The sequence below is a fragment of the Campylobacter concisus genome (assembly GCF_002913865.1).
Lineage (GTDB): Bacteria > Campylobacterota > Campylobacteria > Campylobacterales > Campylobacteraceae > Campylobacter_A > Campylobacter_A concisus_AM.
Genome location: NZ_POYX01000152.1, coordinates 29,521 through 52,863, shown reverse-complemented (window position 1 = coordinate 52,863; position 23,343 = coordinate 29,521). Strand labels below are relative to the sequence as shown.

Sequence of the window (23,343 nt, the reverse complement as noted above, 5' to 3'; positions counted from 1 at the left end):
GCGATAAATTTCGCCAAGGCTAAATTTCCGCGCAAACTGCGTAAATTTTAGCTCCGTCATTTGCCACAGCGTAGAGCCTGCCACCACTTACTAGCATGAGCTGATCTGCGCCAAGGCTAAATTTCTCAAACTCTATCTCTTTTAATAGCAAGCCATCTTTAGCGCTTATCAAAACTGGCTTATTTTTACGGTTTGCGAGCAAAATTTGACTCTCGACCCAAACAAAATGCTCCGTGCCGCTGGTTTTAAACTTAAACATCACTTCGCCACTTTTTGCATCCACGGCGTATAGATCTCCGCCCTTGCCAGCAGTGCCAAAGTAAAGCACCCCATCACGCAGGCAAACTGGCGTGTAGAGATATGCGCCAAGCTTTAGCCGCCAGATGCTCTTGCCTATCCTTGCGCCCTGCTCTTTGGGCGGCACGCTTGCGTCTAAATTTTCATCTTTTGCTTCGATGTTGATTGCCATGCCGCCCAAAATTTCTTTACACTCCATCATAAATGGCGAGCTCATTCGCACGCAAAAACCATCAAATTCATACGTTTTAGCGTCGTTATATATCTCTTTTACAGGCTCCTTAGCAACGCCGAGCTCGCTCATCAGCCCATCACTTATCTTTATAAGCTTTGCCGGGGAGTTTATGTAGCCCTTGTAGTATCTAGTATTTAGCACGAAGTAGCCATTTTCTGGGTAGCAACGCGCATTGCTGGCTATAAAAATTTCGCTTTGTTTGTAGGTAAGCGTTGATCTTTTATGCTCGCTAAAGTCGCGTGAAAATGTATCTAGTAGCACGTAGTTTGGCGTTAGTTTTTGAGCTATCTCTAGCTCGCTAGGCGCCCCAAAAGCAAAATGCACAAATGCAATGCGCCCATTCATCTCGTAAATGCCGGTTACGCCGTGTCCGCGAAACTCCACGCCAGGCATATCAAGAGGATATGATCTAACCACGCTAGCTCCTTAAATTTATGGCGATTATAACCCAAATTTAAAAGCGCACTAGGCTAAATTTGATAAAATTTGCCAAATTTAGCAAATTTAAGGAGCGATATGTTTTTAAAACTAGATGAGATCGCTAGAAAACTAGATCAAATTTTCTTGCCGCTAGAGCAAGATGGCATGAGTGGTATGAGACTTTTGCCACAAAAGGATGCTTTGGCATTTATGCAAGCACAAAAGAGCCTTAGTGTAAATTTCCCAGCCAAATTTACAGAGCTTTTAAGCAAATTTAAGCTTGGAGAGTTTGAAATTTGCAATGTCAGTTTTGGCTCCAGAGGCGACTACGCGAGCGAGCTAGTGCGGCTAAATAGCGTAGATAAGTTTGGTGGCAAATGGTGGCAAGGTGAAGCTCGCCCAGCAAATTTGATAGTTTTTGCCGTGGGAGATCCGTGGATATTTTTGCTTGATTGCACGAGTGGTGCGGTCTATGCGTGGCTACTTGGAGATAAAAAGCTTTGCAGCAGACGCGTTGCGAATGACTTTGAAAAATTTTTCATAGCGCTTGCCAGCACCTATATAGCAAGGCTAAATGACGAAGCCATGCCATCAGCCGAGCATTTCCTAAATTTTGTCCAAGCAGACGACGTAGCACTTGATTTTTGGCAAGAGATGGCGCAAATTTAGTAAATTTGGGCTCCACTTAGCCTAAATTCTCTTTTGTAAATTTATCCTAGCAACCAAAGCAAAAACCACTTTTTATAAATTTAGTTTCAATATGTAACACTCATTGCCCAAAATAAAAATATTAAAATATCTTTAAATAAAAATTTTTTCTAGCCGAGTTAATATTTAACTACAAAAAAAAGAAAAAGGAGCAAAAATGAGCGAGTACATCGAACAAACGATGGAGTGGATAAAGAAGACCAACCCAGGTCAAGGCGTCTTTGTCCAAGCTGCGACTGAGGTTTTAAACAGCCTAGAGCCGCTTATCAAAAGAGAGAGCAAATACCAAAAACACGCGATCCTAGAGCGCATCGTCATCCCTGAGCGCACGGTGATCTTTCGCGTGACATACACAGGCGACGATGGCAGACCAAAGGTAAATAACGGCTACCGCGTGCAGTTTAACTCAGCCGTTGGCCCATACAAGGGCGGTCTAAGGCTCCACCCAAGCGTCGATCTTGGCGTGCTAAAATTTCTTGGATTTGAGCAAATTTTCAAAAACTCGCTCACTGGCGTAAATATCGGCGGCGCAAAAGGCGGTAGCACCTTTGATCCAAAGGGCAAGAGCGAGGGCGAGATAATGCGCTTTTGTCAAGCATTTATGAGCGAGCTATATCGCCACATCGGCAACACCGTGGATGTGCCAGCAGGCGACATCGGCGTGGGCGCTAGAGAGATCGGCTATATGTTTGGCCAGTATAAAAAGCTAACTGGCAGGTTTGATGGCATCCTAACTGGCAAAGGGCTAAACTGGGGCGGCAGCCTAGCGCGCACAGAGGCCACTGGATACGGACTAGTATATTTCACTCAAAACATGCTAAAAAAAGCTGGACTTGATCTAGAGGGCAAAAAATGCAGCATCAGCGGTAGCGGAAATGTCGCCATCTACACAGTCGAAAAGCTCTATCAAGCAGGCGCACTGCCTATCACAGTATCTGACTCAAACGGATATGTCTATGACGCTGAAGGCATCGATCTAGCGGTACTTAAAGAGCTAAAAGAAGTAAAACGCGCTCGCCTTAGCGAATACACCAAATTTAGACCAAATGCAAAATACGTAAGCGTGAGCGAATACAAAGAGGGCAGAAACGGTGTCTGGGACGTGCCATGCGACGGAGCCTTCCCGTGTGCGACACAAAATGAGCTTCACCTAGCCGATATAAAAGTGCTTTACACAAATGGCTGCCGCTTCGTGGCTGAGGGCGCGAACATGCCAAGCACGCTTGATGCGATAAATTTCATGCTTGCACAAAAAGACTTTCACTTTGCTCCAGCAAAAGCAGCAAACGCGGGTGGCGTGGGAACAAGTGGTCTTGAGATGATGCAAAATGCTGGCATGACTTCGTGGAGCTTTGAGGAGGTCGATCGCAGACTTCATGGCATCATGAACCACATCTTTGAACTAAGCTACGAAACAAGTAAAGAGTTTGGCGATGAGGGCAACCTAGTGCTTGGCTCAAATATCGCTGGCTTTAGAAAAGTGGCTGACGCGATGATAGATCAAGGATATGTGTAGGCCAATTTTGCTTTGTAAATTTACGTCCAAGTTAAATTTGGGCGTAAATCGATACGAGGCAGGCTATGGTTTTTAGCCAAAAAAGGGTTTTGCCTTTTATATGGCAAATTTTACTAGCAAGCTATCAAATTTACGCTAGTTTGAAGCATTTTATGCGGCGTATATTTAGCGTTCGTTTTAAAAAATTTTTGCTGGCGTGGCAGATGCGAATTTGAAGCTTGGCTAAATTTCATTAGGGTGGCGAGCAGACCACTTTTTTAGAGCTTTTGGTATAAATTTTGTTAAAAAAGCTAATATAGTGGCAAATGTTGGTATGGCGAGGTTTGTCCTTTAAATTCGATGGTTTTTACTGCGGATGATCCGTTGATGTTTTTGCTTGATTACATAGAGTTGTGCTGTCTATGCGTGGCTACTTGGCGATGAAGAAATTTGCAGCAAATGCGTTACGAGCAAAAATTTCATGGCACTTGCAACTTCGACATAGTAAGGCTAAACAATGAAGTCCTACTACCAACCGAGCAAATCCTAAATTTTAACCAACCAGACGACAAAGAGTTTCATTTTTGGCAAGAGATAATTAAATTTTATAAATTTAAGCCATACCTAAATTTCTCTTATCAAATTTTACTACCGCATAAAACAAAAGCAGTCAAATCCTTTGCAAAAAGCATTTTAAAGCGATAAAAACTGCTCGCATTTTTACAAGAAAACCAAATTTAACTTATAAATTTAGCAAAAATTGGCTCAAAACGCTCGCATAAACACTACAAATATCGAATTTACTCAAAAGAAGCTTTCATTTTTACTCTAGTATGCGGCTCTCACCCAGCCAAATTTCAGTAAATTACCTACTTAAATGGCAGTAAAAAAAATAGAGTAAATTCCAGTAAGCAAAAATTAAAATTTTATAAATTTAAGCTATAAACAAAGAAATTTCTTGCCAAATTTAGCTCCAAATAAAATAAAAGCGGTCAAAAGATTTGCAAAGGGCACTTTATTAAAGTTATATTTCTCTCGTCAAGTTTAGCAACCTATCAGATGAAATTTAGCTCACGACATTCGCACACGCACCATAAATTTATAAACTCACAATATGGTTATCAAATTCACTCCAACAAGGTAGCTTTACCCTGTCAAATTTCAGCACAGCACCAATTTAAAGGATATAAAAATGGCGGTGGCAAATCCTGATAAGTTAAAGTTAAAATTTACTAAATTTAAGCTACAAAGAAGCGAATCTCTTGCCAAATTTGGCTACCACATAAAACCAAATAGTGGTCAAAATTCTTTTGTAAAAAGCATTTATTAAAGCGATACTTTCTTTGCCAAATTTAGCTAGCTCATAGGCAAAATTTAGCTTAAAAACTCTCACTCAAGCATATATAAAACAAAATTTAAAAGTCGCAAGAAGTTTTTAGCACAGCGCTTTTGTGAGTGACAGCAAGATAATCAAACTCAAACAAGGGAATTTAGAATTTGATAAATTTAAGCTACAAATAATCAAGTTTCTTGCCAAATTTAGCTAGATATTAGGCAAAATTTAGTTTAAAACACTCGCACAAGCAATTTAAATTTACAAACTCACACGAAGTTTTAGCACAGCACACATACGAGCGATAACAAAGTGAATAAATTCCAGTAAGCAAAAATCAAAATTTACTAAATTTAAGCCGCGTCTAAATTCATCCTACAAAATTTAACCACAAGCCACATCAACCGCAAACGCCCTTGCGTAAATTTAGCAGATATAAAAATGATAGAATTTTTGAGAAATAGTTATTTGTAAGTTTTTGTATTAAAAATTTAGTGAAAAAGAGCAAGCCCTAGCCTGCTCTTTGTGAGATTTTAACCCTTTTTTGGAGTTACAAGCATATTTACATAACGACCTTCTATTATAGGCTCTTTGTCGCGGTCAGCTTCATCTTTGATCATCTCCCAGACCTTCTCAAGCATGGCTACGCCAGCCTCTGGAGTACTCATCTCGCGACCCTTTAAAAATACACGAAATTTAACGTGTTTGCCATCTTGCAAAAACTCGCTTGCGTGTTTAACCTTATAGTTTATATCGTTTTGGGCGATCTTGACAGAGAGTTTTATCTCTTTTATCTCGATGGTTTTTTGCTTTTTCTTGGCCTCTTTTTGCTTTTTCTCTTGCTGATAGCGGAATTTACCATAGTCCATTATCTTGCAAACTGGCGGCTTCGCATCTGGCGCTATAAGCACTAGATCAAGCCCAAGCTTATTTGAGATCTCTAAAGCCTCATCTCTTGAGATGACACCATATGCCGTGCCATCATCCCCTACACATCTTACCTCTCTCGCCCTTATGTCCTCATTGAGCAATACTTCATTTTCCTTACTCAAAAATGTACCTCACTAAGTTTCTCCTTCGTTAAATTTATAAATTCCGCCAAGCTCATATCGCTCTGCGTCCTAGCCTGTCTGTCGCGCAGCGCAACGCTTTTGTTCGCTACTTCGTTATCTCCTAGCACGACTATCATAGGCACCCTTTGTTTTTCTGCCGTTCTTATTCTCTTATTTAAACTCTCATTTTTACTTGCGATCTCGCTATCGACGTTGATCTTTCTTAGCTCGCGTGAAATTTCTTTTGCATAGTCTAAATGCGCGTCGCTAATAGGCACGATGACGACTTGCGTAGGAGCTATGAAAAATGGTAGCTCGCCAGCAGTGTGCTCAAGTAAAATTCCTATAAATCTCTCAAAACTGCCAAGCAATGCTCTGTGAAGCATTACAGGGCGCTGTCTTTCGTTATTTGCGTCGATGTAGCCTAGATCAAAGCGCTCTGGCAAGTTAAAATCGACTTGTATCGTGCCACACTGCCACTTTCTCTTAAGTGCGTCGGTGATCTTAATGTCGATCTTTGGTCCATAAAATGCGCCGCCGCCCTCGTCGATGCCGTATTTAAAGCCATTTTCATCAAGAGCTTCTTTTAGCGCTTTTGTAGCTGTATCCCAAATTTCATCGCCGCCGATAGCTTTGGCTGGCTTGGTTGAAATCTCCATCTCGTAATGAAAGCCAAAATTTTCCATTATCGTGCCAGCAAATTTTAAAATTTCTAAGATATTTTCTTTGATCTGGCTTGGCATACAAAAGATATGTGAGTCATCTTGTGCAAATTCGCGAACTCTGAAAAGTCCGTGAAGTACGCCGCTTTTCTCATGGCGGTGAACGACGCCATACTCGAAAAATTTAAGCGGCAAGTCGCGGTAAGAGCGGATATCGCTTTGATAGACTTTGATGTGGCCAACGCAGTTCATCGGCTTGATGCCATACTCTGTCTCATCGATCGTTGTAAAGTACATATTTTCTTTGTAGTTTGCGTAGTGGCCGCTTCTTCTCCACACATCAGCCTTTAAAAGCTCAGGACCTCGCACTGGCTCGTAGCCGCGGTCGCGGTGAGCTTTGTATAATAGCTGCTCTAGTTTTGATCTTAAGCGTCCGCCATTTGGTAGCCATATCGGCAAACCACCGCCCACTTCGTCATCAAATGTAAATAACTTCATCTCGACGCCAAGCTTTCTGTGATCGCGCTTTTTAGCCTCTTCGATGATGCGGATGTGCTCTTTTAGGCTCTCTTTGTCTGCGTAAGCTGTGCCGTAAATTCTAGTTAGCATCTCACGGCTCTCATCGCCGCCAAGATACGCACCAGCCACGCGTGTAAGCTTGAAGAATTTTAAAAATTTAGTATTTGGCACATGTGGTCCGCGGCAAAGATCTTCAAAATCGCCTTGTGCGTAGCTACTCACTTCGCCATCTGGAATTCTTTTTAAGACCTCTTGTTTTAGGTCGTCGTTTTTAAATTTCTCACTCATATTAGCTTTGGTTGAGCAGGTTTTAACTATGTCAAATTTCTTCTCAGCAAGCTCTTTCATCTTATCTTCGATCGCTGCTAGATCGCTCTCGCCTAGTTTCGTGCCCTCATCATCAACTCTAAAATCATAATAAAATCCATCTTCTACGTTTGGTCCGACAAAGAATTTCGCCTTTGGATAGAGTGATTTGATAGCTTGTGCCATTAGGTGCGCACAGGAGTGTCTGATAACGTGTAGTGCCTCTTTTGAGTTGTCAAAATAGATAGGCTCAGCACTACTCTCACGCCCTGCGATACTTTGAGTATCGACTATTTCGCCATTTAGTTTGTATGCGATGATATCGCTCATTGTTTTTCCTTATATCAAATTGTCTTTTTTACGATAAAAGAACGATTAAGGATTTTATCGAAATGGGCTTTAAGCTAAACTTAATAATTGCTAAGCAAATTTTTATAAATTCTTTTTAAATTTAGTAAAATTTGAGCCAAAATTTTTGACTTTTAAAATATATATTTTTATATATAAATGTAAGAAGCCCTAAAATATTCATATTTTATCAATATAATTTATTATATTTTAAGATTATCCCTGATAATATTTGCTCTTGAAATGAATTTAGCAATTTCTCGTCTTTGCATTACTTAAATTCATTTTTCTCCCGACAAATTTAGTGCTAGGAAGTGGTTAGCCTAGCACTTTTCTTTTGCAAATTTAACAAACACCGGCTTTACTATCCTAGCGTAGTCTTTTGCGTTTAAAACGATAGATCTATCAAGAAGCCCAGCATTAAAGGCGATCTCCTCGTTTCGCTCTAGCAAACTCTCATCCACAACAAGGTGCAAATTTTTATGAAAGCTAAATGGCGGAACCGAGCCAAATACGCAATCAGCCAGCACTGTGACCTCCTCTGGACTAGCAAGGCTTGCTCTTTTACCGTCAAATTTTTGCGTAAGCGCGTCAAGATCAGCCTGCTCGTCAGCTGGCAAGACCGCGAGCAAGTAAATTTTACCAGCCTTCATCGCTGGCTTTTCATCATCTAGCAAGTAGCCATCTAGCACATTTTCATCTTTAAAAATTTCTCTAAATTTAGCTTCATCAACGCCTTTTATAGAGCAGACCAGCGCCTTTGCGCCCTGACTCATCTTCGTGCCTCTTATCTTAGCGACCTCCTCTGAAGTCCTAGCGCTCTCATGCTCTATCACTCTAAATTTAGCCCCATTTTTGCTAAGTAGATCGTGGATTTTATTAAAAATTTGCTCTGACACAGCTCTTTCCTTTGGATAAATTTAGTTAAAATTATAGCGCTAAAACCAAAAAAGGGCAGGAAAATGCAGATAAATTTAGACGATGTAAAGATCGAGCCAAGCTGGAAAGAGGTGCTAAAAGATGAGTTTTTGAGCGAAAATTTCGCTCGCATCAAAGAGAATTTCTTAAAAGCAAAGAGCGCTGGCGTCGTCTATCCACCAAGCGGGCTTATATTTAACGCATTTAACCTAACACCATTTCACGCCGTAAAGGTCGTCATCCTTGGCCAAGACCCATATCACGGCGCAAATCAAGCCATGGGGCTAAGCTTTTCAGTGCCAAGTGGTGTGCGCGTGCCGCCAAGCCTTGTGAATATCTACAAAGAAATTTACGCCGATCTTGGCATAAAAGAGCCAAATAGCGGTGATCTTACAAAGTGGGCAAAGCAAGGCGTGCTGCTTCTAAACTCTACCCTTAGCGTAAGTGCTGGAGCGGCAAATTCTCACGCTAGCTTTGGCTGGCAGGGCTTTACAGACGCCGTCATAAGAAAGATAAGTGAAAATTTACAAAACGTAGTTTTTATGCTCTGGGGCAACCCAGCCAAGGCAAAAGCGCCGCTAATAGACGCTAGCAAGCACCTCATTTTAGAGGCAGCCCACCCAAGTCCGCTAGCTCGTGGGGCGTTTTTTGGCTGCAGGCACTTTTCAAAGGCAAATATCTACCTAGCAAACCACGGCAAAACGCCCATCGAATGGGACTTAAACGCTAAAATTTGAGCTATTTTTTAAGCTCACTAAGAAGCTTATTTACCTTTTCAAGCTCGCTTTTGCAAAATTTCTCATCGTTATTTTGCATTATCATCGCCTCTTGACCGCTTTGTCTTTGCTTAAACTCATCAAATTTAAGCTCAAAAAGCCTTAGCGCCTTCTCATCACCCGCAAGCTTCTTGCTCTCTTTGGCATAAAGCTCGTCAAGATAGAGCCTGCTTTGCTTGACATACTCCTTGCAAACCTCGCTTGCACCAAATAAATTTACACCCAGTAAAAGGGCAAAAATGGCAAATTTTTTCATACTTTTCCTTAAAATTTTTGCGTTATACTAGCCTTTAAGCACTTAAATTTTAAAATATTTTGCAAAAAAAGGATGAAAAATGAGACGAAAAGATAGAGAACTAAGTCCTGACGAGGCGCTTGAGATCATCGATAACTGCGAATACAGCGTGATCTCATGCGTGGATGATGAGGGAGAAATTTTTAGCGTGCCTATCTCGCCAGTTAGAGTTGGTGAGAGCATTTTTGTGCATGGAGCGAGCGCTGGTAGCAAGGCAAAGCTGCTTCAAAATGGGCGAAAAGTGGAGTTTGTCTGCGTTAGCTTTAATAAAGTCCCGCACCTAAATGATAGCGAGCTAGAAATGATAAAAGACGATGGCAAGGCGCTTGGCGGCAAGGTCTTTACGACTGAGTACAAAAGCGCCATCGCAAAAACGAGAGCCTACGAAGTGACAGACGAGGCCAAAAGATATGAAATTTTAAAAATTCTCAGCCAAAAATACACCGCCTACGCGATGAGCACCTTTGACGTGGCGGCCGAGTATGGGCTAAAAAACATGAAAATTTACGAGCTAAAGATAGATAGCCTTAGCGCGAAGGCCAAAATTTTGCCAAAAGCGGTAAAGGGGTAAATTTGAGCTCACTTGCACTGATGTTTAGACCAAAAAATTTAGATGAAATTTGCGGTCAAAAGGCGGTTAAAGCGGCTTTTTTAAAATTTATAGCCACAAGCAAGATACCGCACTCCATATTTTATGGTCCAGCAGGCTGTGGCAAGACGAGCTTTGCAAGGGCAGTCGCAAGCGGGGCAAACTACGACTTTTACGAGTTTGACGGCGGAAATTTAAAGATAGATGACTTTCGCAAAATTTTAAAAAACTACGAAAACGCCCTAAATAAGCCACTCTTTTTCATAGACGAGATCCACAGGCTTAGCAAAACCCAGCAAGAAGCACTGCTCATTCCCATGGAAAACTACAAAGCCCTAGTTATCGGCGCTAGCACGGAGAATCCCTTTTTCACGCTAAGCTCAGGCATCAGGAGCCGCTCGATGCTCTTTGAGTTTAGACCGCTTAGCAGTGGCGATTTTGAGGAGCTTCTTGGCAAGATCAGGGAGCAAATTTCATTTAGCATTGACGAGGAGGCGAAGGAGTATCTTTTTAAAAGTAGCGGCGGCGACGCAAGAGCTATGCTAAATTTACTCGAATTTGCCGTCACGCTTGATAAAAATGTGAGCCTAGAAAATTTAAAAACACTTCGCCAAAACGCCCTAAAAGAGGGAGCAAAAGAGGACGACACGCACTACGAGCTAGCAAGCGCTTTTATAAAAAGTCTGCGCGGAAGCGACGAAAACGCCGTCATATACTATCTCGCAAGGCTCATAGACTCTGGCGAGAGCGCTGATTTCATCGCTAGAAGGATGGCGATATTTGCCAGCGAAGACATCGGCAATGCAAACCCAAATGCGCTAAATTTAGCTGCCAGCACGCTAAGCATCGTAAAAGAGATAGGCTTTCCAGAGGCTAGGATCATACTGGTTCAGTGCGCCGTCTATCTAGCTAGCTCGCCAAAGTCAAACTCCAGCTACAACGCGATAAATGCCGCTCTAAGATACGTGCAAAGCGAAGAAATTTTAAAGATCCCGCCATATCTTAAAAACCACACAAAAGAGAGCAAAGACTACCTTTATCCGCATGATTTTGGCGGCTGGGTCGAGCAAAAATACCTAGAAAAACCGCTCGTTTTTTACAAAAGTAAGGGCATAGGCTTTGAAAAAACGCTAAATGAGTGGTTAGAAAAAATTAGGTCAAAGGGCTAAATTTAGGCTTTACTCTTTCGAAATTTAAAAAGGTACGCGCATGGTCGAGCAAAATTTAACATATATCGCAAATTTAAAGATAAAAGACGTGCCGTGGGATAGGCTAAGCTGTAGTTACGGCACGGCGGAGCTTTTTGCACAAATTTTAAACACACTTACAAAGGCTGTGAAAAAGTCTAAATTTGATGAAAAAGAGCTTAGCGAGCTACTTGATGAAATCTTTGGTGAGTGTGAATATCAAGAGACATTTTGGCACGCAACGCCCTTTGCGCTCGTTTTTTTGGTGAGAATTTACAAAAGTGCGCTAGGCGAAAAAGGCGAAGCAGCTAAATTTATCTCACGTAAGCTTGAAGTCTTTTTTAAATTTATGCTTGAAATTTGCGAGAAAGTGGAGCAAATAGATCATGCAAAGCCGCTTGTAAAGATGGAGCAAATGCTAGAGCCAAAGTATCTTGAGATCGTGGATCAAGACGAGCTAAGCTATGACGATAGGCTATTTTACAGCTTTTACTACTACTCAAGCATGGTTTTGCAGGGCTCTCTTGTAAAAATTTAGCTAGGCTATGATTTTTTAGCTATTAATTTAAATTTTATATTTATTCAAATATACTTCTCAAATCCAAATCAATCACGAAAGTTAAAAAATGCCTACGAATTTTGCTGAAATTTTAAATAACTGCGTTGAAAGTATAAATTCATTTCTTTGGGGCCCATACTTCCTTATCGCCCTACTTTGCGGTACTGGACTATTTTTCACCATTAGACTTGGCTTTGTTCAAATTTTTAAATTTAAAATGGGTTTAGGCAAGCTTTTTGGAAATTTCTCGCTTCACGGCGAGGCTGCTGGCAAGGCTGGTATGAGCTCGTTTCAAGCAGTAGCAACCGCTATCGCCGCGCAAGTTGGCACTGGAAACCTCGTGGGTGCGACGACAGCTCTTATCATGGGCGGTCCTGGAGCCATTTTTTGGATGTGGTGCGCAGCCTTTTTGGGCATGGCTACAAATTTCGCTGAAATTTGCCTCGCTCAAATTTACCGCACGAAGGACGACAGCGGCCACACAATAGGCGGTCCAGCCTTTTACATAAGCCGCGGCTTAAATGGAAAGTGGGCGAAATTTCTAGCTGGATTTTTCGCTATCGCTATCATCATCGCACTTGGCTTTATCGGCAACATGGTTCAAGCAAACTCCATATCAGACGGCTTTAGCGGCGCTTTTGGCATACCGCAGTGGCTAACGGGGGCGTTTTTGGCTCTCATTTGCGCGCTAATTTTCATAGGCGGCGTAAAGGCAATAGCAAGGGTCGCTGAAAAGATCGTGCCGCTAATGGCGCTACTTTACATCATCGTTGGCGTGGTTATCATCGCTTTAAATTTTCACCAAATCCCAGAAGCGATCTCGCTAATATTTAAAGCTGCGTTTGATCCTTCGGCTGCCTGGGGTGGGGCCACTGGAGCTAGCATCGCAGCTGCTATGAGATACGGCATCGCAAGGGGTCTTTTTAGCAACGAAGCTGGCATGGGCTCAACTCCACACGCACACGCTGCTGCAAACGTCAAACACCCAGTCGATCAAGCCGTCCTTGGCATAATGAGCGTCTTTATAGACACCTTTGTCATCTTAAATATAACCGTTTTTGTGGTGCTAACCGCAAACGTCATCAGCTTTGAAAACGGCAAGGCAGTCTTTACTGGCATCACCTTGGTGCAAGAGGCGTTTTCGTCGCACATCTTTGGCAAAACTGGCGGTTATAGCTTTGTGGCGATCTGCCTATTTTTCTTCGCATTTACGACGATCATTGGATGGTACTACTTTGCTGAGATCAATGTGCGCTACCTTTTTGGCGCAAGGGCGGTTAAAATTTTTAAAATTTTAGTTGTTGTTTTTGTCTTTTTAGGCAGCTTGCAAAAGGTTGATTTTGTCTGGAGTTTAGCCGATATGTTTAACGGTCTTATGGTTGTGCCAAATTTGATCGCCATTATCCTTCTAAGCCCAGTTGTGGCTAAACTTTTAAAAGATCACAACGCTGGCAAAGAGTACGACGTAAAAGAGTATTTGAAGTAAATTTAAGAGTACGTGGAGAGAGCTCTCTCCACATTAAATTTAATATTATAGGTGATCTTCTGGTGGTGTTGGTACTGGAAAATAAAATGTGGTAGGAGTGCTTAAATCAGCAACATTTCCTGCCTCATCAACGCTAGAAACAGCTTTGATTTCATAAGCATGGTCAAAATATGCCTTGCCTTTAAAGTCTATATCCTCAGCTTTCCAGTTACCATTTGCATCGGCCTTAGCTGATATCGTAGTAATCAATCTATCAGGAGCAGTATTCCATTCCCAAATACCTGGCTTCATCCAGATTTCAAGATTAACATCAGCAAAGGCTTCAGCCTTACCAGTTATAGTTGGTGTCCAGTCAAGGTCATTTGGGCTATTGATAAGAGTGCTATCATCTATATGAGTAGTTATACTATCAGGATATCTAAACATGTGGAAGTCTCTTAAATCGTCAAAGTGATCAACCTTGATACTATCAATACTTAGTTGATTATTTACTGTATCAATAGTTAAATCTTGTGTGCTTGTAGCTTTTAGCTCTTCGCCATTTGCAGCTACTTTGCTAGCTTCGATAGTAAATTTATGATCGCCGTCAGCTAAAGGCGAAGTTGGAGTATATGACCAGTTTCCGTCTGCATCGGTAGTTGTTGTGCCAAGTAGTGGTGCGCTCTCGCCCTCGCCGTCAAATACGCTAATAGTTGCATTAGCAGTAGCTTTGCCACTAAGTGTTGGAGTGTTGTCGTTTGTGATATGCAGACCTGTTCTTTCAGATACGCTGTGTTCTAGGATATTATCCCCAACATCGATATGGCTGCTTACTGATTCGTCTGTATTTCCAGTAACTACGTTATCATCCACTGCCGTAACAGATACTTCTAGTGTCTGTGGCAATATATTGTTATATGCATTATCTATCGCAGCTGCAAGTGTATCAAGACTAAAGTCCTCCTCGCTTGCGCCACCGCTTACATTTGCAAAAGCCTCTGCACTAGCGTTTGCTTGAGAGCTTAGGTTTTCAAAATTTGCATTGATGTTTGAGTAGTGACCGCCATTTGCAAAGCTAGCAGCACCGAGACTAACACCATCTCCACTATTGCTACCACCTGCTGAGGCGTTACCACCAGCTGCAGTCTCTTCAAGATCAGTGATGTTCTTACCATTCAATAGTTGCTCCTGAAGTGAGGCGATCTCTTTACTGGTCTCATCGCCAGCTTTTTCATTTTCACTATTAAGAGGTTGCAACTCAACCTTTACGCCATCTTGCTCTTTTATGACCTCGTTGTCATAGATCACGTCACCAGCCTTTAGAGACCTTTGATTTCCATTAGCATCAACTGCGACGATGGCATCTGTGCCGATTATTGATTTTATTAGTCCTTTAACTTTACTCATATTTTTTCCCCTTTGCGTATTTTATGTTGTCAATTATAAGTAAAAAATTTATTTTATAGCTATTGTACTTTGGTACAGTTGTGACATTTTAGAAATGTGAAGTTATAAATTTTAGAGTTAAATTTAGTAATAGCTTGCCGTATTTTAGGGATTTAATTTAAAATTTAAAAACAGTAGAATTACAAAAAATGTTTCTAAATTTTATTTATTTGATTTTACGTTTTGGGAAATTTGATATAGAAATGGTGGCCCCGAATGACGCCAAAAAAATCTTTATATAGCCCTATAAATAAATACTTTAGATTTTTTAGTTATACATTTTTTTATACATTTTTGGTTTTAAACACGCTTTTTATTTTACAAAAAATTATCTTCGTCCGTTTTTGTTGGCCTGCCTTTCTCTACTTCTTGCACTTCTGCCCCCAGCTCTGCTACCGCTATAATCTCTCGACCCTCTGCTGTGACCGCCCCCATTTTTATTGGCTTGTCTTTCTCTACTAGCGGCACTGCGTCCGCCTGCTTGTTTATTTGATCCGCCCCAATCTCTACCAGAAAATTTGTCGCCAAAATCTCTATCATCAAAAGCAGTATGGCTAGCGCTACCTACGCCACCACCTCCGCCATTATGCTCTTTTTGCCTTGCTACCTCCGCCTTTTTGGCTTCAATAGCTGTTTTTTGTTTTGCGAGTTCAGCCGCTACTCTCATCGCTAGCCCATAGTCTATTTTTGCCCCACCAAAACCGACTAGACCCATTGCTTCTACCATATTGCCTGCTGGGGTATTTGAAAAGCTAAAATTGCCGTGTTTATCAACCGACACCCCCAGCCCCTCACGGCCACTCTTCATTATTGAAGCCAACTTTGTTGCCGTTGCAGCCCAAGCATCTGAGCCGCTATATGTATTTTCTGCTGTTGTGCTAGCGTTAGCATGACCACTTTCAGACGCTCCAGCTGGTGCGATATTAAAAGCATTCAAATCAAAAGCTACTACTTTATCAAGCAGTGATTTTGTTATCTGCTGTGTCGCACTAAATGCCACATCTGATAATGTTGTGTCAAACCCTGCATTTTGTAGCGATGTGCGAGTGTTTATCTCGTAGTTTAGCCTGCCTAGACTATCCATGCGCATATTTGTCATTAGTGAGCTTTGCGATCTTATGCTGTCTAGTTTATTACGTGCGAAATTTTGCATCGCTGCTCTTGCTGGGTCAAGGCTAGTTAGCATTTTAGTGCCAGGTCTGCCGTGTAGTGCATCATTAAATGTTTGTTCCATTTTATACCCATATAATTGTTTGCCAACTCTTACGCCAGTTATGTTGCCGTTGTAGTCAGTTTGACCTATCACTGCGTCAGGGATACCAAACCACCCGCTAAACGTATCTTGCATAAACTCACCAAAACTCATAGGGCGATCATAAAATGCTGTATTGCCTACTACTGCATTAAGATCACCACCAAAACCAAAACTATTATCAAGCCCTACCGCCATCTCAAAAACTTCTGTTACAAGGGCGTTGATTAGCCCAGCTATCGGAGCTATACCAAGCGGGGATATGGTCGTGCCAAGTGCTGAAAGTGTGTTCTGGATAGCAACTGAGGTTAGCGTACTTTTCATATTTTGGTACATCGCCTCGGCTACATTCATCGCGTTGAAGCGTCCATTCACAATGCCATCATATAGCATGCCAGCCAAAGCTTGACCTACTACACCACCATACATTCTGCCAACGTCCTCAGCTAGATTTTCGGCATAGCTGTCGTTTCTTAGCTCACTTACGAATTCTTTTAGGCTTGCGTAGTCGCCTCTTTGCAAACTAGCAAAGCCGTTGCCGTCTATCCTGCCAAAGCGGTTATCCCTATTTGAGCTTTTAGGAGTAGAAAATTTTATTTTTGTTACCGCTTCCACGCTATCAATAAGTAAATTTATGCTCGTATCATAATCAGGCTGGTTTATAGCGACTATCATCGGCATTAGCACGTATTCGGCAAAATCCTCATTTAGCCCAATTAGTGCGCCACTTAAATTGCCAGCTTGTGCGATAAAAAAGCTCCTTAGATCAGGCGAAGGTGTGTTAAAAGCAGAGTAGCCAAGGCTGCCTGCCTGGTAAAAATCAAACTGCCCGCCAGCCATAAACTCATAGTCATCGCCAGTATCTGAGTTTGTTAAATTTAATATATCGCTTAAGCCGATCATTTCTTTGTCATCGTGAAGTTTTTGTTTTCATCGATCGTTATATCGTTTTTAATTAGCGCATGCACCATATTAAACAAATACTTTGTCATATCAGACGGCACTATCATACCGCCAGCTTGATTTTCTGCGATGAAGTTGCCAAGCACTGACATTGATTTAATAATCCTATTGTCGATTACTTGCCTATCTACTGCTCGTTGTTGGCTTTCTGCTAGCGCTTGCTCTTTTGCAAGTTTTGCTATTTGAGCGCGTAAAAGATTGTTTTGCTCCTTTAAATTTTCTAGTTTGTCCGCTGCTTGAGCCTCTAGCTCATCATTTTTTAGTTTAGTGTTTCTTGTTTGTTCTTTTATACCCTCAATGTTTGCATCCATTGCAGCTGCTTGTTTTTCAAGGTTTTTTAGTGACAACTCAAAGCTTAGGTCTTGTTGTGTTAGCTCAAGCCCAGTTTGCATAGCCGTAATAGTAAATTGCGTCGTGATTAGCGGCAACATTTGAGAAAGCACGTTTATTCTGTGTTGATTTGGTATCTCGTATTTCTCAAAACAATCATCAAGATATTTTAGTGTTTCTTGATATGGTGTGTCCGCTCCGATGCTTAGTTTTAATAGCTCTCTTGTTCTTTCTAAATATGCGTTTTTAAAATCCATTGTCTTTTCTCTCCAGTCTAGTTACTTTTATTCTTTGCAAATCAAGATCATCGCGCAAGTCGCTTACGGCACTTTTTAATCCATTTGTCTCTATTCGTTTAATCCTTGATGAAAAGCTGTTGATTGTGTTGTTTAGGTCGTTTGTAAAACTTCGTAACGATCTAGTTTCATCTTCAAAGCTACTGATCTTATTCATAATTGTTTGTAGTTGTGTTTTTATTTCGTCGATCTCGTCGCCTAAATTTCTTTCAGCCATTATACGCTCCTCGCTCTATTCTCCCAACCTTGCTCATATACACCAAGGCGTGGGTTTTTTCTTATTAAATTTCGATAATAGGCGATCTCTGCCCTATCAAAATCACTATCAAATGCCACCGTATCATAAGCATTTAGCGCTTTTAGTGTATTTGCCCCCATTATGCCGTCGATTGTAAGCCCTAGCATATTTTGAAGCACACGCACGGCACTTTTTACTCCGACATTGACCGCAAAGCAAAAAAGCTCATTTGCTTTTAGCTGGCTATTGGCATCATCTAGGCATAGAGCGTCCCAGTATGTTTTCTTGTAAAAACTTGCCACTAAATTTACGAGCGCATCATCGTTATATAAAGCAATGCTAGCCTTTTTAAGATCGCCGTATGCGTTGATTGCCGCCCTAACTTGCCCCCAGCCTTGCCAGTTTGGGTTAGCTGTTTCATAAACACCCATAAAAGTTAGCCCATTTTCCGTTGGATTTTTATGCAAGGCATTTTCAGGGCGACTAAATTCTAAGCTCATTAAAAGATTAAAAGCTTGTGTGTAGTTTGTGTAGTTCATTTTTCATCTCCTATATCGTAGTCGCGAGGCGGTCTTGGCGTATAGTCATAGTTGTTATCACTTAAGTGGTCTATCTTTTTGTCTATTGCTTTGTCGATCACGGCACTAACCCAAGCTGTGCCTCTCCATGCAAAAAAGCCACCGACTGCGAGACTAAAGCTCCCTTTTTCTGTGAAATAAAATGCCGTCTCGTAAGCTACCCAGCATATAAAAGTCGAGCTAATAGTGCCAACGAAAAAATTTATGATAGCCTTACCATCGCTTGCAACCTTGGCGTTACCCCCTGCAATGCTTAACACACCGCCTACGAAGCCAACTATTATCACCCAAAAATAAAAGCCTAGCCTATCCATAAGATCATCCATTACCTAGCCCCTTTTTTTTAAAATTTATAGGTAAAAACATACATTATTAGGACGGATAATATTATTTCTACTACAACCATTTTATTTAGCCAAAAGGCTTTTGTTCTCTTTATTATTCGTTCCATTTACACACCCTTATGTTTTTATTGTTTATCTCTTTTTGCTTCATACTTTTTTATGTCCTCTAGCTGTCCTATACACTTCTCATAACCACTATAAACATCTATTAGCAGCACTCCTGCTTCGCTTTGGTTTGTTACATTTCTATCTGCTATCATAGGAGCTTCAAGAAGGTAGCTTGGTATCTTGTCATACTTATTTAGCACTACCTGCTTGCTTTCGCAGCCCATCAAGCACATAAGAAACACTGATGTCAAGAGCATTAGACATATCCTTTTTGTCCTCATTTTGCACCCTTTCTTTGACTTTACTAGCCTTTATTTCTATTATTTGTTTTTGCCTACTAACCTTCTCAATGGTGTCGAGCTTTAGAGAGATAAGCCTATCTTGCTCGTTTATCTCATCCTTTAGCTTTAAATTCATATCATCGCTAGCCTTTAGATTAGCTCTTGTAACGCTAAGTTCATTATCCAAGCTTTGATACCTATACCCTAGAAACAAAGTAATAAGCAGCAAAAAGCCACTTAAATATAAACTAGGACTTAGCACTTGTATCTCTCCCATATTTGATTATGTGATAGGCTCTTACGCTGTAATAGAAAAGCAGTATCTTCCATTTAGATACGCCTAAGAGCTCCAAGAGTTCCCTAAAGGTATCATCAGCTACTTTAAAATCACTATTGTTACCTAGCTTTATATAAAGTCTTAACGCATCATCTGTTAAGTAATCGTGTATCACAGAAGCCGTTAGATACTCAGGACTATAAGGCTCAAACATCCACCAAAATATTCTAGGGATACTTGCTCCGTCTGTTATGTAGCCCACAGGTATGTCTATGTCTTTATACTTAAACGGACTAGCTGTCTCAAAGTTATCCTTACCAAAGGGCTTAACTACTATTCTTTGTAACTTCTCAGCCATTATGCACCTCCTCAAATGTTGGCATCTCTGCTAAAATCTCATCAAAACTCTTAGGCATCTTATGCTTACCCTCAGCAATAGCATTTAGTAAGCCATAGCCGTACTTCCACACCTTAGCTCTCCAAATACCAAAGGCTTCTCCTTCTGCTCTAAAGTCATTGTCATAGCCTGCATAAGAGCAAGCAGAGAGGATGTCGTCATAGCCTTTCTCTCTTGCCTTAGCGTCTAGGAGTTGCTGGGTTTTTTCTTTAAAAAGTGCTGTAAGTTCCTCTAGGTTCTTGCTTACTATCTCATAAGATATTACGTAAGCGTCTCCTTTGACTTCACTAATCTGCACCACCTTTTTAAACTCATCTGTGTTTGTAGGGTAGTCCTCATAGATTACTTTTAGATACCCTAGCTCTTTGAGTTCTTCTTCAGTTAGAAACTTTGTATAGAATGTGCCTTTATCTGATACTATATATGGTACGTCTTCTACAAGCTCATCTTTTAAGTTATATAGCTTCATTAGCTTTCTCCTTTAAACAACTCTTTTTACAAATACAAAGGTTATATCTTTGCCAATCCACTTACTAAGTGGGGAACTAAACTGCATAAATACCTTGGTTATACCTGAACCTGTATAAACATAGTTTATGGTTAAGGTGTCCCCATTAGGCACTCTCTTTGACATATCATAACTTTTTGTAGGGCTTAGCTCTGTCCCTGCTGGCACTGCCTTCCTTGAAGAAGCCTCCAACATAGTCATTCCTGACGGACACAGATACTTCGCAGTGTGCTTTGTGCTATCTATTGTTGGTAATAAAGATATAGCTTTAGGATTATCTCCATATAGTATGCGTCGATTATAATACAGAACGCCCTCTCCAAACACCAAGCCATTACCATCTTTTAACAAGGTATAAGGTAACTGAAACTCATATGAAGTGCTATCTCCACAAAGCTGTATCAAATCTTCTTTAGAGTAAGAAAAGGTAACATCGCTATAACTATCCTGCCTCAAATCTACATAGATGTTCCTTGCACGCATTATTCTAGTTTTACCAAAGCGAATAATAGTGTCAGCGTATTGCTGTATGAAGCCATAAGGGAGTGTAAGTTTTATCCCCCCACTATTATTACCAAGAGATGGCATAGGCTCTATTGATATGCCTATATCAAACTGCTTTATATTTGAAGTAAAAGCAGGGTTAGGATAATCATAACTATCAGGCTTAGCTACGTACTGCATTTGCCTGCCACTGCCCCCTATATTATATTTAAATACACATCTCCCATACCTATCCCCTCTCGCTTTAGAGTAGAACTCTATAAAGAATACTTGCTCGCTTATTAAGCTAATTTCCATTACCCCTATAAGAATTCCCTCTTGTTCTTGTTCCACTAACAACGGAGGGGTCTTTATTATTAATGTATCATTTGTGATAGCCTTCTCAAAATCAATACCTCTAAAGGTAGTCTCTTCATCAAAGCTTTTTACCTCTAAGTATTTTTTAGAAGTACTCCCACAACCTATCATAAAGCTCATTATGCCCTCCCCATATATACTTCAGTTGCTGAAGCCACAAAGTAGGCAAATACTTCGGTGTCTTTTAAATCAGTTGGCACTTCTCGCCAAACCATATTACTCCCCCATCCTGTTATGTTTTTAGCACCTTTCATCACAATAACTCCTGTTTGCCCTATATGTTTATCAAGCCCATATATCTGAAAGGTATTTCTAGTAGTAAAATTCATTACATAGTGCTTGCTCCACTCATTGTTAAGGTTAAGGTTGCTCCCATTGACCCTTGACATAGTATCTTTTAGAGGCATAACAGACAGAGGTATTTCCCTTGTTGAAGGGGATACATATACAAGGGTATCAGGTAAAGCACTTGTTTTTATTACCCCTGTATTGCCTTCCATTACCTTTGAAGTATCTAACTTATTGTCTATCCTCCCAGCTGTCTGTCCTATGAGAGTGCGTAAAGACTGCTCTATATTAGCAACATAACGAGAAGATGCATAGTAAGTGTCAGGTTGCCCATTAAGAGTTGTAGCATTTATCTCTGTTGGTAGTTGGGCTGTGCTTATCCTGCTATTAGCGTCAAGCTGTGGATAGCCATTAGGCTGATTGGCTTTGCTGTAATCTACCTTACTTCCTAAGGCTGTATTCATATCAGCAAGTTGGGAGCTCATAAAGTCTTTAATGGACATCGACCTAAGCAAACCTTCTTCTGTATCTCTTACAATAAATCTCCACTTGTCAGTAGATAAAGAGTTCTTTATATCGCTCACTTCAGCTTTTGTTGTTGCATTGAGATAGATGTTAGTAGCATAGATGTTGCCTTGAGCGTTTCTTTTTACAAGCTTACCATTAGCATTACTCTCAGCTGCGTCGCTCTCTCTTAGCACCCCTTGCAATAGGTTATTAATCTTATTGCTAGAGTAAGTTTGAGCTATACCTGCTTGGGTGTCATTAATAAGCCCTGATTTGTTTAGGTTCTCTAGGCTACTTTTTAGGGTCTCTAGGCTTGCCTTAAGAGCATTTAGCTCCGTTTGTTTGCCTTTAAAGTCATTAAGGATAGTCTTAATCTCATTTAGAGATGATGTAGCTGTATTAAGGGCTTCATTGGCTTTTGTATCTATACCAGCTTTTGTTGTAGCTATCTCTTGTAAAGTCTCATTTTTTAAAATATTGATCTTAGAAATAGTATTATTTAAAGTATTTATATTTTCATCTATTTTTTTCAGTATAATATTTTTATTATTAGTTATTTCGTTAGCCATATCTCGGCTTTGTTCTTCTATGGTTTTTATATCATCAAACTTCCTATCGACCCCTTTTTTTATCTCACCAATCTCATTATATTTTTGCTCTATTCTTTCGCTTTTACTTGAAATATTTTCATATATTAGAATGGTATCATCTTTGGCTTTTATAATGTTTGTTTTTGCATCTTCTATTTCTCGTTTGGTAGTATTTATTTCCTCGCTTCTACTATCGATTGAGGCTTTTACCTGCTCTATTGATTTTTCGGTGTTTAACACTACTGTTTTTATGTTATTTAATACTTCTATCTGCGTTTTGGCTTGGTTATTAGCCTCTCTTAGCTCTTCAAAATTAAGTTCATTGAGGATCACATCAAGCTCATTGATCTGCAAAAGCAAAAATTTAAGTGCTTCTAATGTCTTATTCCCAAGCTTCAATTCTTCTATTGTTACCATTTTTTAGCCTTTGCTGTGTCTTTTATCTTTTTTATTCTTTCTGCAAATTCTTTAAAAAAACGCAAGAGATCTATTTTGCTTAAATCTTTTGCGTTTTTTAAAACCTTATAGAGATCATATTCGGTCATAGTCGCTCATTTCGTTTGCATTGTAGTCTGCTATCGCTTCAAGTGCTAATGTGCGATAATAAGTGTCTTTGTTTATTAAAAAGGCTACGTAGTTAATCACTGCATAGCTCAAAGCTTCATCTATTTGTAGGTGCTCTTTTGGATTGCTAAAATTTGGTATATCTGGCACGCAAATAAAAGTATCTTCTTTTAAATTTCTATATGGCGTCTCTTCACTACCCACTCGCCTAATAAGGACGTTAGGCACGCACTTATCACAGCAAAAAAGCATAGCTTCTAAAAATAGTGAGCCAAGCATATCATCAGCAGGGAGCTTAACCCCTGCTGTCGTTTTAAAGCTCAAATGTTTTTTGGCTTCAGCGCAAAGCAT

Annotated in this window: 27 protein-coding genes; 9 read left to right on the top strand and 18 right to left on the bottom strand. The window is 40.5% G+C overall.

Annotated elements, in window-relative coordinates:
* Window positions 1-19: 19 nt before the first annotated feature.
* On the bottom strand, window positions 20-949 hold the full coding sequence (locus CYP77_RS09720; protein ID WP_103567400.1) for a PQQ-binding-like beta-propeller repeat protein: 930 nt from the start codon (window positions 947-949) through the stop codon (window positions 20-22).
* A 99-nt stretch (window positions 950-1,048) separates the two neighbouring features.
* On the opposite strand from CYP77_RS09720, the gene CYP77_RS09715 reads away from it, so the two are divergent.
* From CYP77_RS09715 to CYP77_RS10065, 4 genes are all read left to right on the top strand, one after another.
* Complete coding sequence (locus CYP77_RS09715) at window positions 1,049-1,621, top strand: SMI1/KNR4 family protein (protein ID WP_103567401.1); 573 nt, start codon at window positions 1,049-1,051, stop codon at window positions 1,619-1,621.
* A gap of 196 nt (window positions 1,622-1,817) precedes the next feature.
* The gene (gdhA, locus tag CYP77_RS09710; RefSeq protein ID WP_103567402.1) at window positions 1,818-3,176 is read left to right on the top strand and encodes an NADP-specific glutamate dehydrogenase; all 1,359 of its coding nucleotides are present in this window, start codon (window positions 1,818-1,820) and stop codon (window positions 3,174-3,176) included.
* A gap of 438 nt (window positions 3,177-3,614) precedes the next feature.
* Window positions 3,615-3,860, top strand: a complete 246-nt coding sequence (locus tag CYP77_RS09705) for a hypothetical protein (RefSeq protein WP_103599760.1) — start codon at window positions 3,615-3,617, stop codon at window positions 3,858-3,860.
* Window positions 3,861-4,347: 487 nt separating this feature from the next.
* Entirely contained in the window at window positions 4,348-4,485 is a 138-nt protein-coding gene (locus CYP77_RS10065; RefSeq protein ID WP_181001446.1) for a hypothetical protein, read from the top strand.
* 536 nt (window positions 4,486-5,021) lie between these two features.
* On the opposite strand, the gene infC is transcribed toward CYP77_RS10065, so the two are convergent.
* The 3 genes from infC to CYP77_RS09685 form a co-directional block, all read right to left on the bottom strand.
* Window positions 5,022-5,540, bottom strand: coding sequence for a translation initiation factor IF-3 (infC, locus tag CYP77_RS09700; RefSeq protein WP_009295104.1), 519 nt, complete (start codon window positions 5,538-5,540; stop codon window positions 5,022-5,024).
* Window positions 5,537-7,357: a threonine--tRNA ligase gene (gene thrS, locus CYP77_RS09695; RefSeq protein ID WP_103567404.1), complete on the bottom strand. Its 1,821-nt coding sequence runs from the start codon at window positions 7,355-7,357 to the stop codon at window positions 5,537-5,539. The genes infC and thrS overlap by 4 nt, the downstream gene beginning before the upstream one ends.
* A gap of 341 nt (window positions 7,358-7,698) precedes the next feature.
* A complete protein-coding gene (locus CYP77_RS09685; protein WP_103567405.1) occupies window positions 7,699-8,274 on the bottom strand; it encodes a YbaK/EbsC family protein in 576 nt (191 codons plus the stop codon).
* A gap of 63 nt (window positions 8,275-8,337) precedes the next feature.
* Here CYP77_RS09685 and ung point away from each other — a divergent pair, with 63 nt between their 5' ends.
* On the top strand, window positions 8,338-9,030 hold the full coding sequence (gene ung, locus CYP77_RS09680; protein WP_103567406.1) for a uracil-DNA glycosylase: 693 nt from the start codon (window positions 8,338-8,340) through the stop codon (window positions 9,028-9,030).
* Between the two features lies 1 nt (window position 9,031).
* Here the strand turns inward: ung and CYP77_RS09675 are convergent, their stop codons facing one another.
* On the bottom strand, window positions 9,032-9,325 hold the full coding sequence (locus CYP77_RS09675) for a hypothetical protein (RefSeq protein ID WP_103567407.1): 294 nt from the start codon (window positions 9,323-9,325) through the stop codon (window positions 9,032-9,034).
* Between the two features lie 79 nt (window positions 9,326-9,404).
* On the opposite strand from CYP77_RS09675, the gene CYP77_RS09670 reads away from it, so the two are divergent.
* The 4 genes from CYP77_RS09670 (at window position 9,405) to CYP77_RS09655 (ending at window position 13,185) form a co-directional block, all read left to right on the top strand.
* Entirely contained in the window at window positions 9,405-9,935 is a 531-nt protein-coding gene (locus tag CYP77_RS09670) for a pyridoxamine 5'-phosphate oxidase family protein (RefSeq protein ID WP_103567408.1), read from the top strand.
* Between the two features lie 20 nt (window positions 9,936-9,955).
* Window positions 9,956-11,122 carry a replication-associated recombination protein A gene (locus CYP77_RS09665; RefSeq protein WP_258032402.1) on the top strand — a complete coding sequence of 389 codons (1,167 nt, stop codon included), beginning with the start codon at window positions 9,956-9,958 and terminating at the stop codon, window positions 11,120-11,122.
* Between the two features lie 40 nt (window positions 11,123-11,162).
* A complete protein-coding gene (locus tag CYP77_RS09660) occupies window positions 11,163-11,678 on the top strand; it encodes an ATP-dependent DNA helicase RuvA (RefSeq protein WP_103567410.1) in 516 nt (171 codons plus the stop codon).
* Between the two features lie 88 nt (window positions 11,679-11,766).
* Complete coding sequence (locus CYP77_RS09655; protein ID WP_103567411.1) at window positions 11,767-13,185, top strand: alanine/glycine:cation symporter family protein; 1,419 nt, start codon at window positions 11,767-11,769, stop codon at window positions 13,183-13,185.
* A gap of 45 nt (window positions 13,186-13,230) precedes the next feature.
* Here CYP77_RS09655 and CYP77_RS09650 read toward each other — a convergent pair whose 3' ends face one another.
* The 13 genes from CYP77_RS09650 to CYP77_RS09590 form a co-directional block, all read right to left on the bottom strand.
* Entirely contained in the window at window positions 13,231-14,571 is a 1,341-nt protein-coding gene (locus tag CYP77_RS09650) for an Ig-like domain-containing protein (protein WP_103567412.1), read from the bottom strand.
* 367 nt (window positions 14,572-14,938) lie between these two features.
* Window positions 14,939-16,765 carry a hypothetical protein gene (locus tag CYP77_RS09645; RefSeq protein ID WP_103567413.1) on the bottom strand — a complete coding sequence of 609 codons (1,827 nt, stop codon included), beginning with the start codon at window positions 16,763-16,765 and terminating at the stop codon, window positions 14,939-14,941.
* The gene (locus CYP77_RS09640) at window positions 16,762-17,412 is read right to left on the bottom strand and encodes a hypothetical protein (RefSeq protein ID WP_103567414.1); all 651 of its coding nucleotides are present in this window, start codon (window positions 17,410-17,412) and stop codon (window positions 16,762-16,764) included. The genes CYP77_RS09645 and CYP77_RS09640 overlap by 4 nt, the downstream gene beginning before the upstream one ends.
* A complete protein-coding gene (locus CYP77_RS09635; RefSeq protein WP_103567415.1) occupies window positions 17,402-17,668 on the bottom strand; it encodes a hypothetical protein in 267 nt (88 codons plus the stop codon). The genes CYP77_RS09640 and CYP77_RS09635 overlap by 11 nt, the downstream gene beginning before the upstream one ends.
* Window positions 17,668-18,228 carry a putative peptidoglycan-binding domain-containing protein gene (locus CYP77_RS09630; protein ID WP_103567416.1) on the bottom strand — a complete coding sequence of 187 codons (561 nt, stop codon included), beginning with the start codon at window positions 18,226-18,228 and terminating at the stop codon, window positions 17,668-17,670. The genes CYP77_RS09635 and CYP77_RS09630 overlap by 1 nt, the downstream gene beginning before the upstream one ends.
* On the bottom strand, window positions 18,225-18,593 hold the full coding sequence (locus CYP77_RS09625) for a hypothetical protein (protein ID WP_103567417.1): 369 nt from the start codon (window positions 18,591-18,593) through the stop codon (window positions 18,225-18,227). The genes CYP77_RS09630 and CYP77_RS09625 overlap by 4 nt, the downstream gene beginning before the upstream one ends.
* A gap of 143 nt (window positions 18,594-18,736) precedes the next feature.
* Entirely contained in the window at window positions 18,737-18,943 is a 207-nt protein-coding gene (locus tag CYP77_RS09620) for a hypothetical protein (RefSeq protein ID WP_181001966.1), read from the bottom strand.
* Window positions 18,909-19,187, bottom strand: coding sequence for a hypothetical protein (locus tag CYP77_RS09615; RefSeq protein ID WP_103567419.1), 279 nt, complete (start codon window positions 19,185-19,187; stop codon window positions 18,909-18,911). The genes CYP77_RS09620 and CYP77_RS09615 overlap by 35 nt, the downstream gene beginning before the upstream one ends.
* Window positions 19,188-19,248: 61 nt before the next feature.
* Window positions 19,249-19,635 (bottom strand): DUF1353 domain-containing protein, encoded by a 387-nt coding sequence (locus tag CYP77_RS09610; protein ID WP_103567420.1) that lies wholly within the window; start codon window positions 19,633-19,635, stop codon window positions 19,249-19,251.
* Window positions 19,628-20,143, bottom strand: coding sequence for a hypothetical protein (locus CYP77_RS09605; RefSeq protein WP_103567421.1), 516 nt, complete (start codon window positions 20,141-20,143; stop codon window positions 19,628-19,630). The genes CYP77_RS09610 and CYP77_RS09605 overlap by 8 nt, the downstream gene beginning before the upstream one ends.
* A 12-nt stretch (window positions 20,144-20,155) precedes the next feature.
* Complete coding sequence (locus tag CYP77_RS09600; protein ID WP_103567422.1) at window positions 20,156-21,163, bottom strand: hypothetical protein; 1,008 nt, start codon at window positions 21,161-21,163, stop codon at window positions 20,156-20,158.
* Window positions 21,163-22,845, bottom strand: coding sequence for a hypothetical protein (locus tag CYP77_RS09595; protein WP_103567423.1), 1,683 nt, complete (start codon window positions 22,843-22,845; stop codon window positions 21,163-21,165). Before CYP77_RS09595 ends, CYP77_RS09600 begins: the two co-directional genes overlap by 1 nt.
* A 114-nt stretch (window positions 22,846-22,959) precedes the next feature.
* Window positions 22,960-23,343, bottom strand: coding sequence for a hypothetical protein (locus tag CYP77_RS09590; protein WP_103567424.1), 384 nt, complete (start codon window positions 23,341-23,343; stop codon window positions 22,960-22,962).

What these genes read in the sequence shown, in the direction of transcription:
- CYP77_RS09715 (WP_103567401.1), top strand. Translation starts at nt 1,049, where the DNA reads ATGTTTTTAAAACTAGATGAGATCGCTAGAAAACTAGATCAAATTTTC.
- gdhA (WP_103567402.1), top strand. Translation starts at nt 1,818, where the DNA reads ATGAGCGAGTACATCGAACAAACGATGGAGTGGATAAAGAAGACCAAC.
- CYP77_RS09705 (WP_103599760.1), top strand. Translation starts at nt 3,615, where the DNA reads ATGCGTTACGAGCAAAAATTTCATGGCACTTGCAACTTCGACATAGTA.
- CYP77_RS10065 (WP_181001446.1), top strand. Translation starts at nt 4,348, where the DNA reads ATGGCGGTGGCAAATCCTGATAAGTTAAAGTTAAAATTTACTAAATTT.
- thrS (WP_103567404.1), bottom strand. Translation starts at nt 7,357, where the DNA reads ATGAGCGATATCATCGCATACAAACTAAATGGCGAAATAGTCGATACT.
- ung (WP_103567406.1), top strand. Translation starts at nt 8,338, where the DNA reads ATGCAGATAAATTTAGACGATGTAAAGATCGAGCCAAGCTGGAAAGAG.
- CYP77_RS09675 (WP_103567407.1), bottom strand. Translation starts at nt 9,325, where the DNA reads ATGAAAAAATTTGCCATTTTTGCCCTTTTACTGGGTGTAAATTTATTT.
- CYP77_RS09670 (WP_103567408.1), top strand. Translation starts at nt 9,405, where the DNA reads ATGAGACGAAAAGATAGAGAACTAAGTCCTGACGAGGCGCTTGAGATC.
- CYP77_RS09665 (WP_258032402.1), top strand. Translation starts at nt 9,956, where the DNA reads ATGTTTAGACCAAAAAATTTAGATGAAATTTGCGGTCAAAAGGCGGTT.
- CYP77_RS09660 (WP_103567410.1), top strand. Translation starts at nt 11,163, where the DNA reads ATGGTCGAGCAAAATTTAACATATATCGCAAATTTAAAGATAAAAGAC.
- CYP77_RS09655 (WP_103567411.1), top strand. Translation starts at nt 11,767, where the DNA reads ATGCCTACGAATTTTGCTGAAATTTTAAATAACTGCGTTGAAAGTATA.
- CYP77_RS09650 (WP_103567412.1), bottom strand. Translation starts at nt 14,571, where the DNA reads ATGAGTAAAGTTAAAGGACTAATAAAATCAATAATCGGCACAGATGCC.
- CYP77_RS09645 (WP_103567413.1), bottom strand. Translation starts at nt 16,765, where the DNA reads ATGATCGGCTTAAGCGATATATTAAATTTAACAAACTCAGATACTGGC.
- CYP77_RS09640 (WP_103567414.1), bottom strand. Translation starts at nt 17,412, where the DNA reads ATGGATTTTAAAAACGCATATTTAGAAAGAACAAGAGAGCTATTAAAA.
- CYP77_RS09635 (WP_103567415.1), bottom strand. Translation starts at nt 17,668, where the DNA reads ATGGCTGAAAGAAATTTAGGCGACGAGATCGACGAAATAAAAACACAA.
- CYP77_RS09630 (WP_103567416.1), bottom strand. Translation starts at nt 18,228, where the DNA reads ATGAACTACACAAACTACACACAAGCTTTTAATCTTTTAATGAGCTTA.
- CYP77_RS09625 (WP_103567417.1), bottom strand. Translation starts at nt 18,593, where the DNA reads ATGGATGATCTTATGGATAGGCTAGGCTTTTATTTTTGGGTGATAATA.
- CYP77_RS09620 (WP_181001966.1), bottom strand. Translation starts at nt 18,943, where the DNA reads ATGGGCTGCGAAAGCAAGCAGGTAGTGCTAAATAAGTATGACAAGATA.
- CYP77_RS09610 (WP_103567420.1), bottom strand. Translation starts at nt 19,635, where the DNA reads ATGGCTGAGAAGTTACAAAGAATAGTAGTTAAGCCCTTTGGTAAGGAT.
- CYP77_RS09605 (WP_103567421.1), bottom strand. Translation starts at nt 20,143, where the DNA reads ATGAAGCTATATAACTTAAAAGATGAGCTTGTAGAAGACGTACCATAT.
- CYP77_RS09600 (WP_103567422.1), bottom strand. Translation starts at nt 21,163, where the DNA reads ATGAGCTTTATGATAGGTTGTGGGAGTACTTCTAAAAAATACTTAGAG.
- CYP77_RS09595 (WP_103567423.1), bottom strand. Translation starts at nt 22,845, where the DNA reads ATGGTAACAATAGAAGAATTGAAGCTTGGGAATAAGACATTAGAAGCA.
- CYP77_RS09590 (WP_103567424.1), bottom strand. Translation starts at nt 23,343, where the DNA reads ATGCTTTGCGCTGAAGCCAAAAAACATTTGAGCTTTAAAACGACAGCA.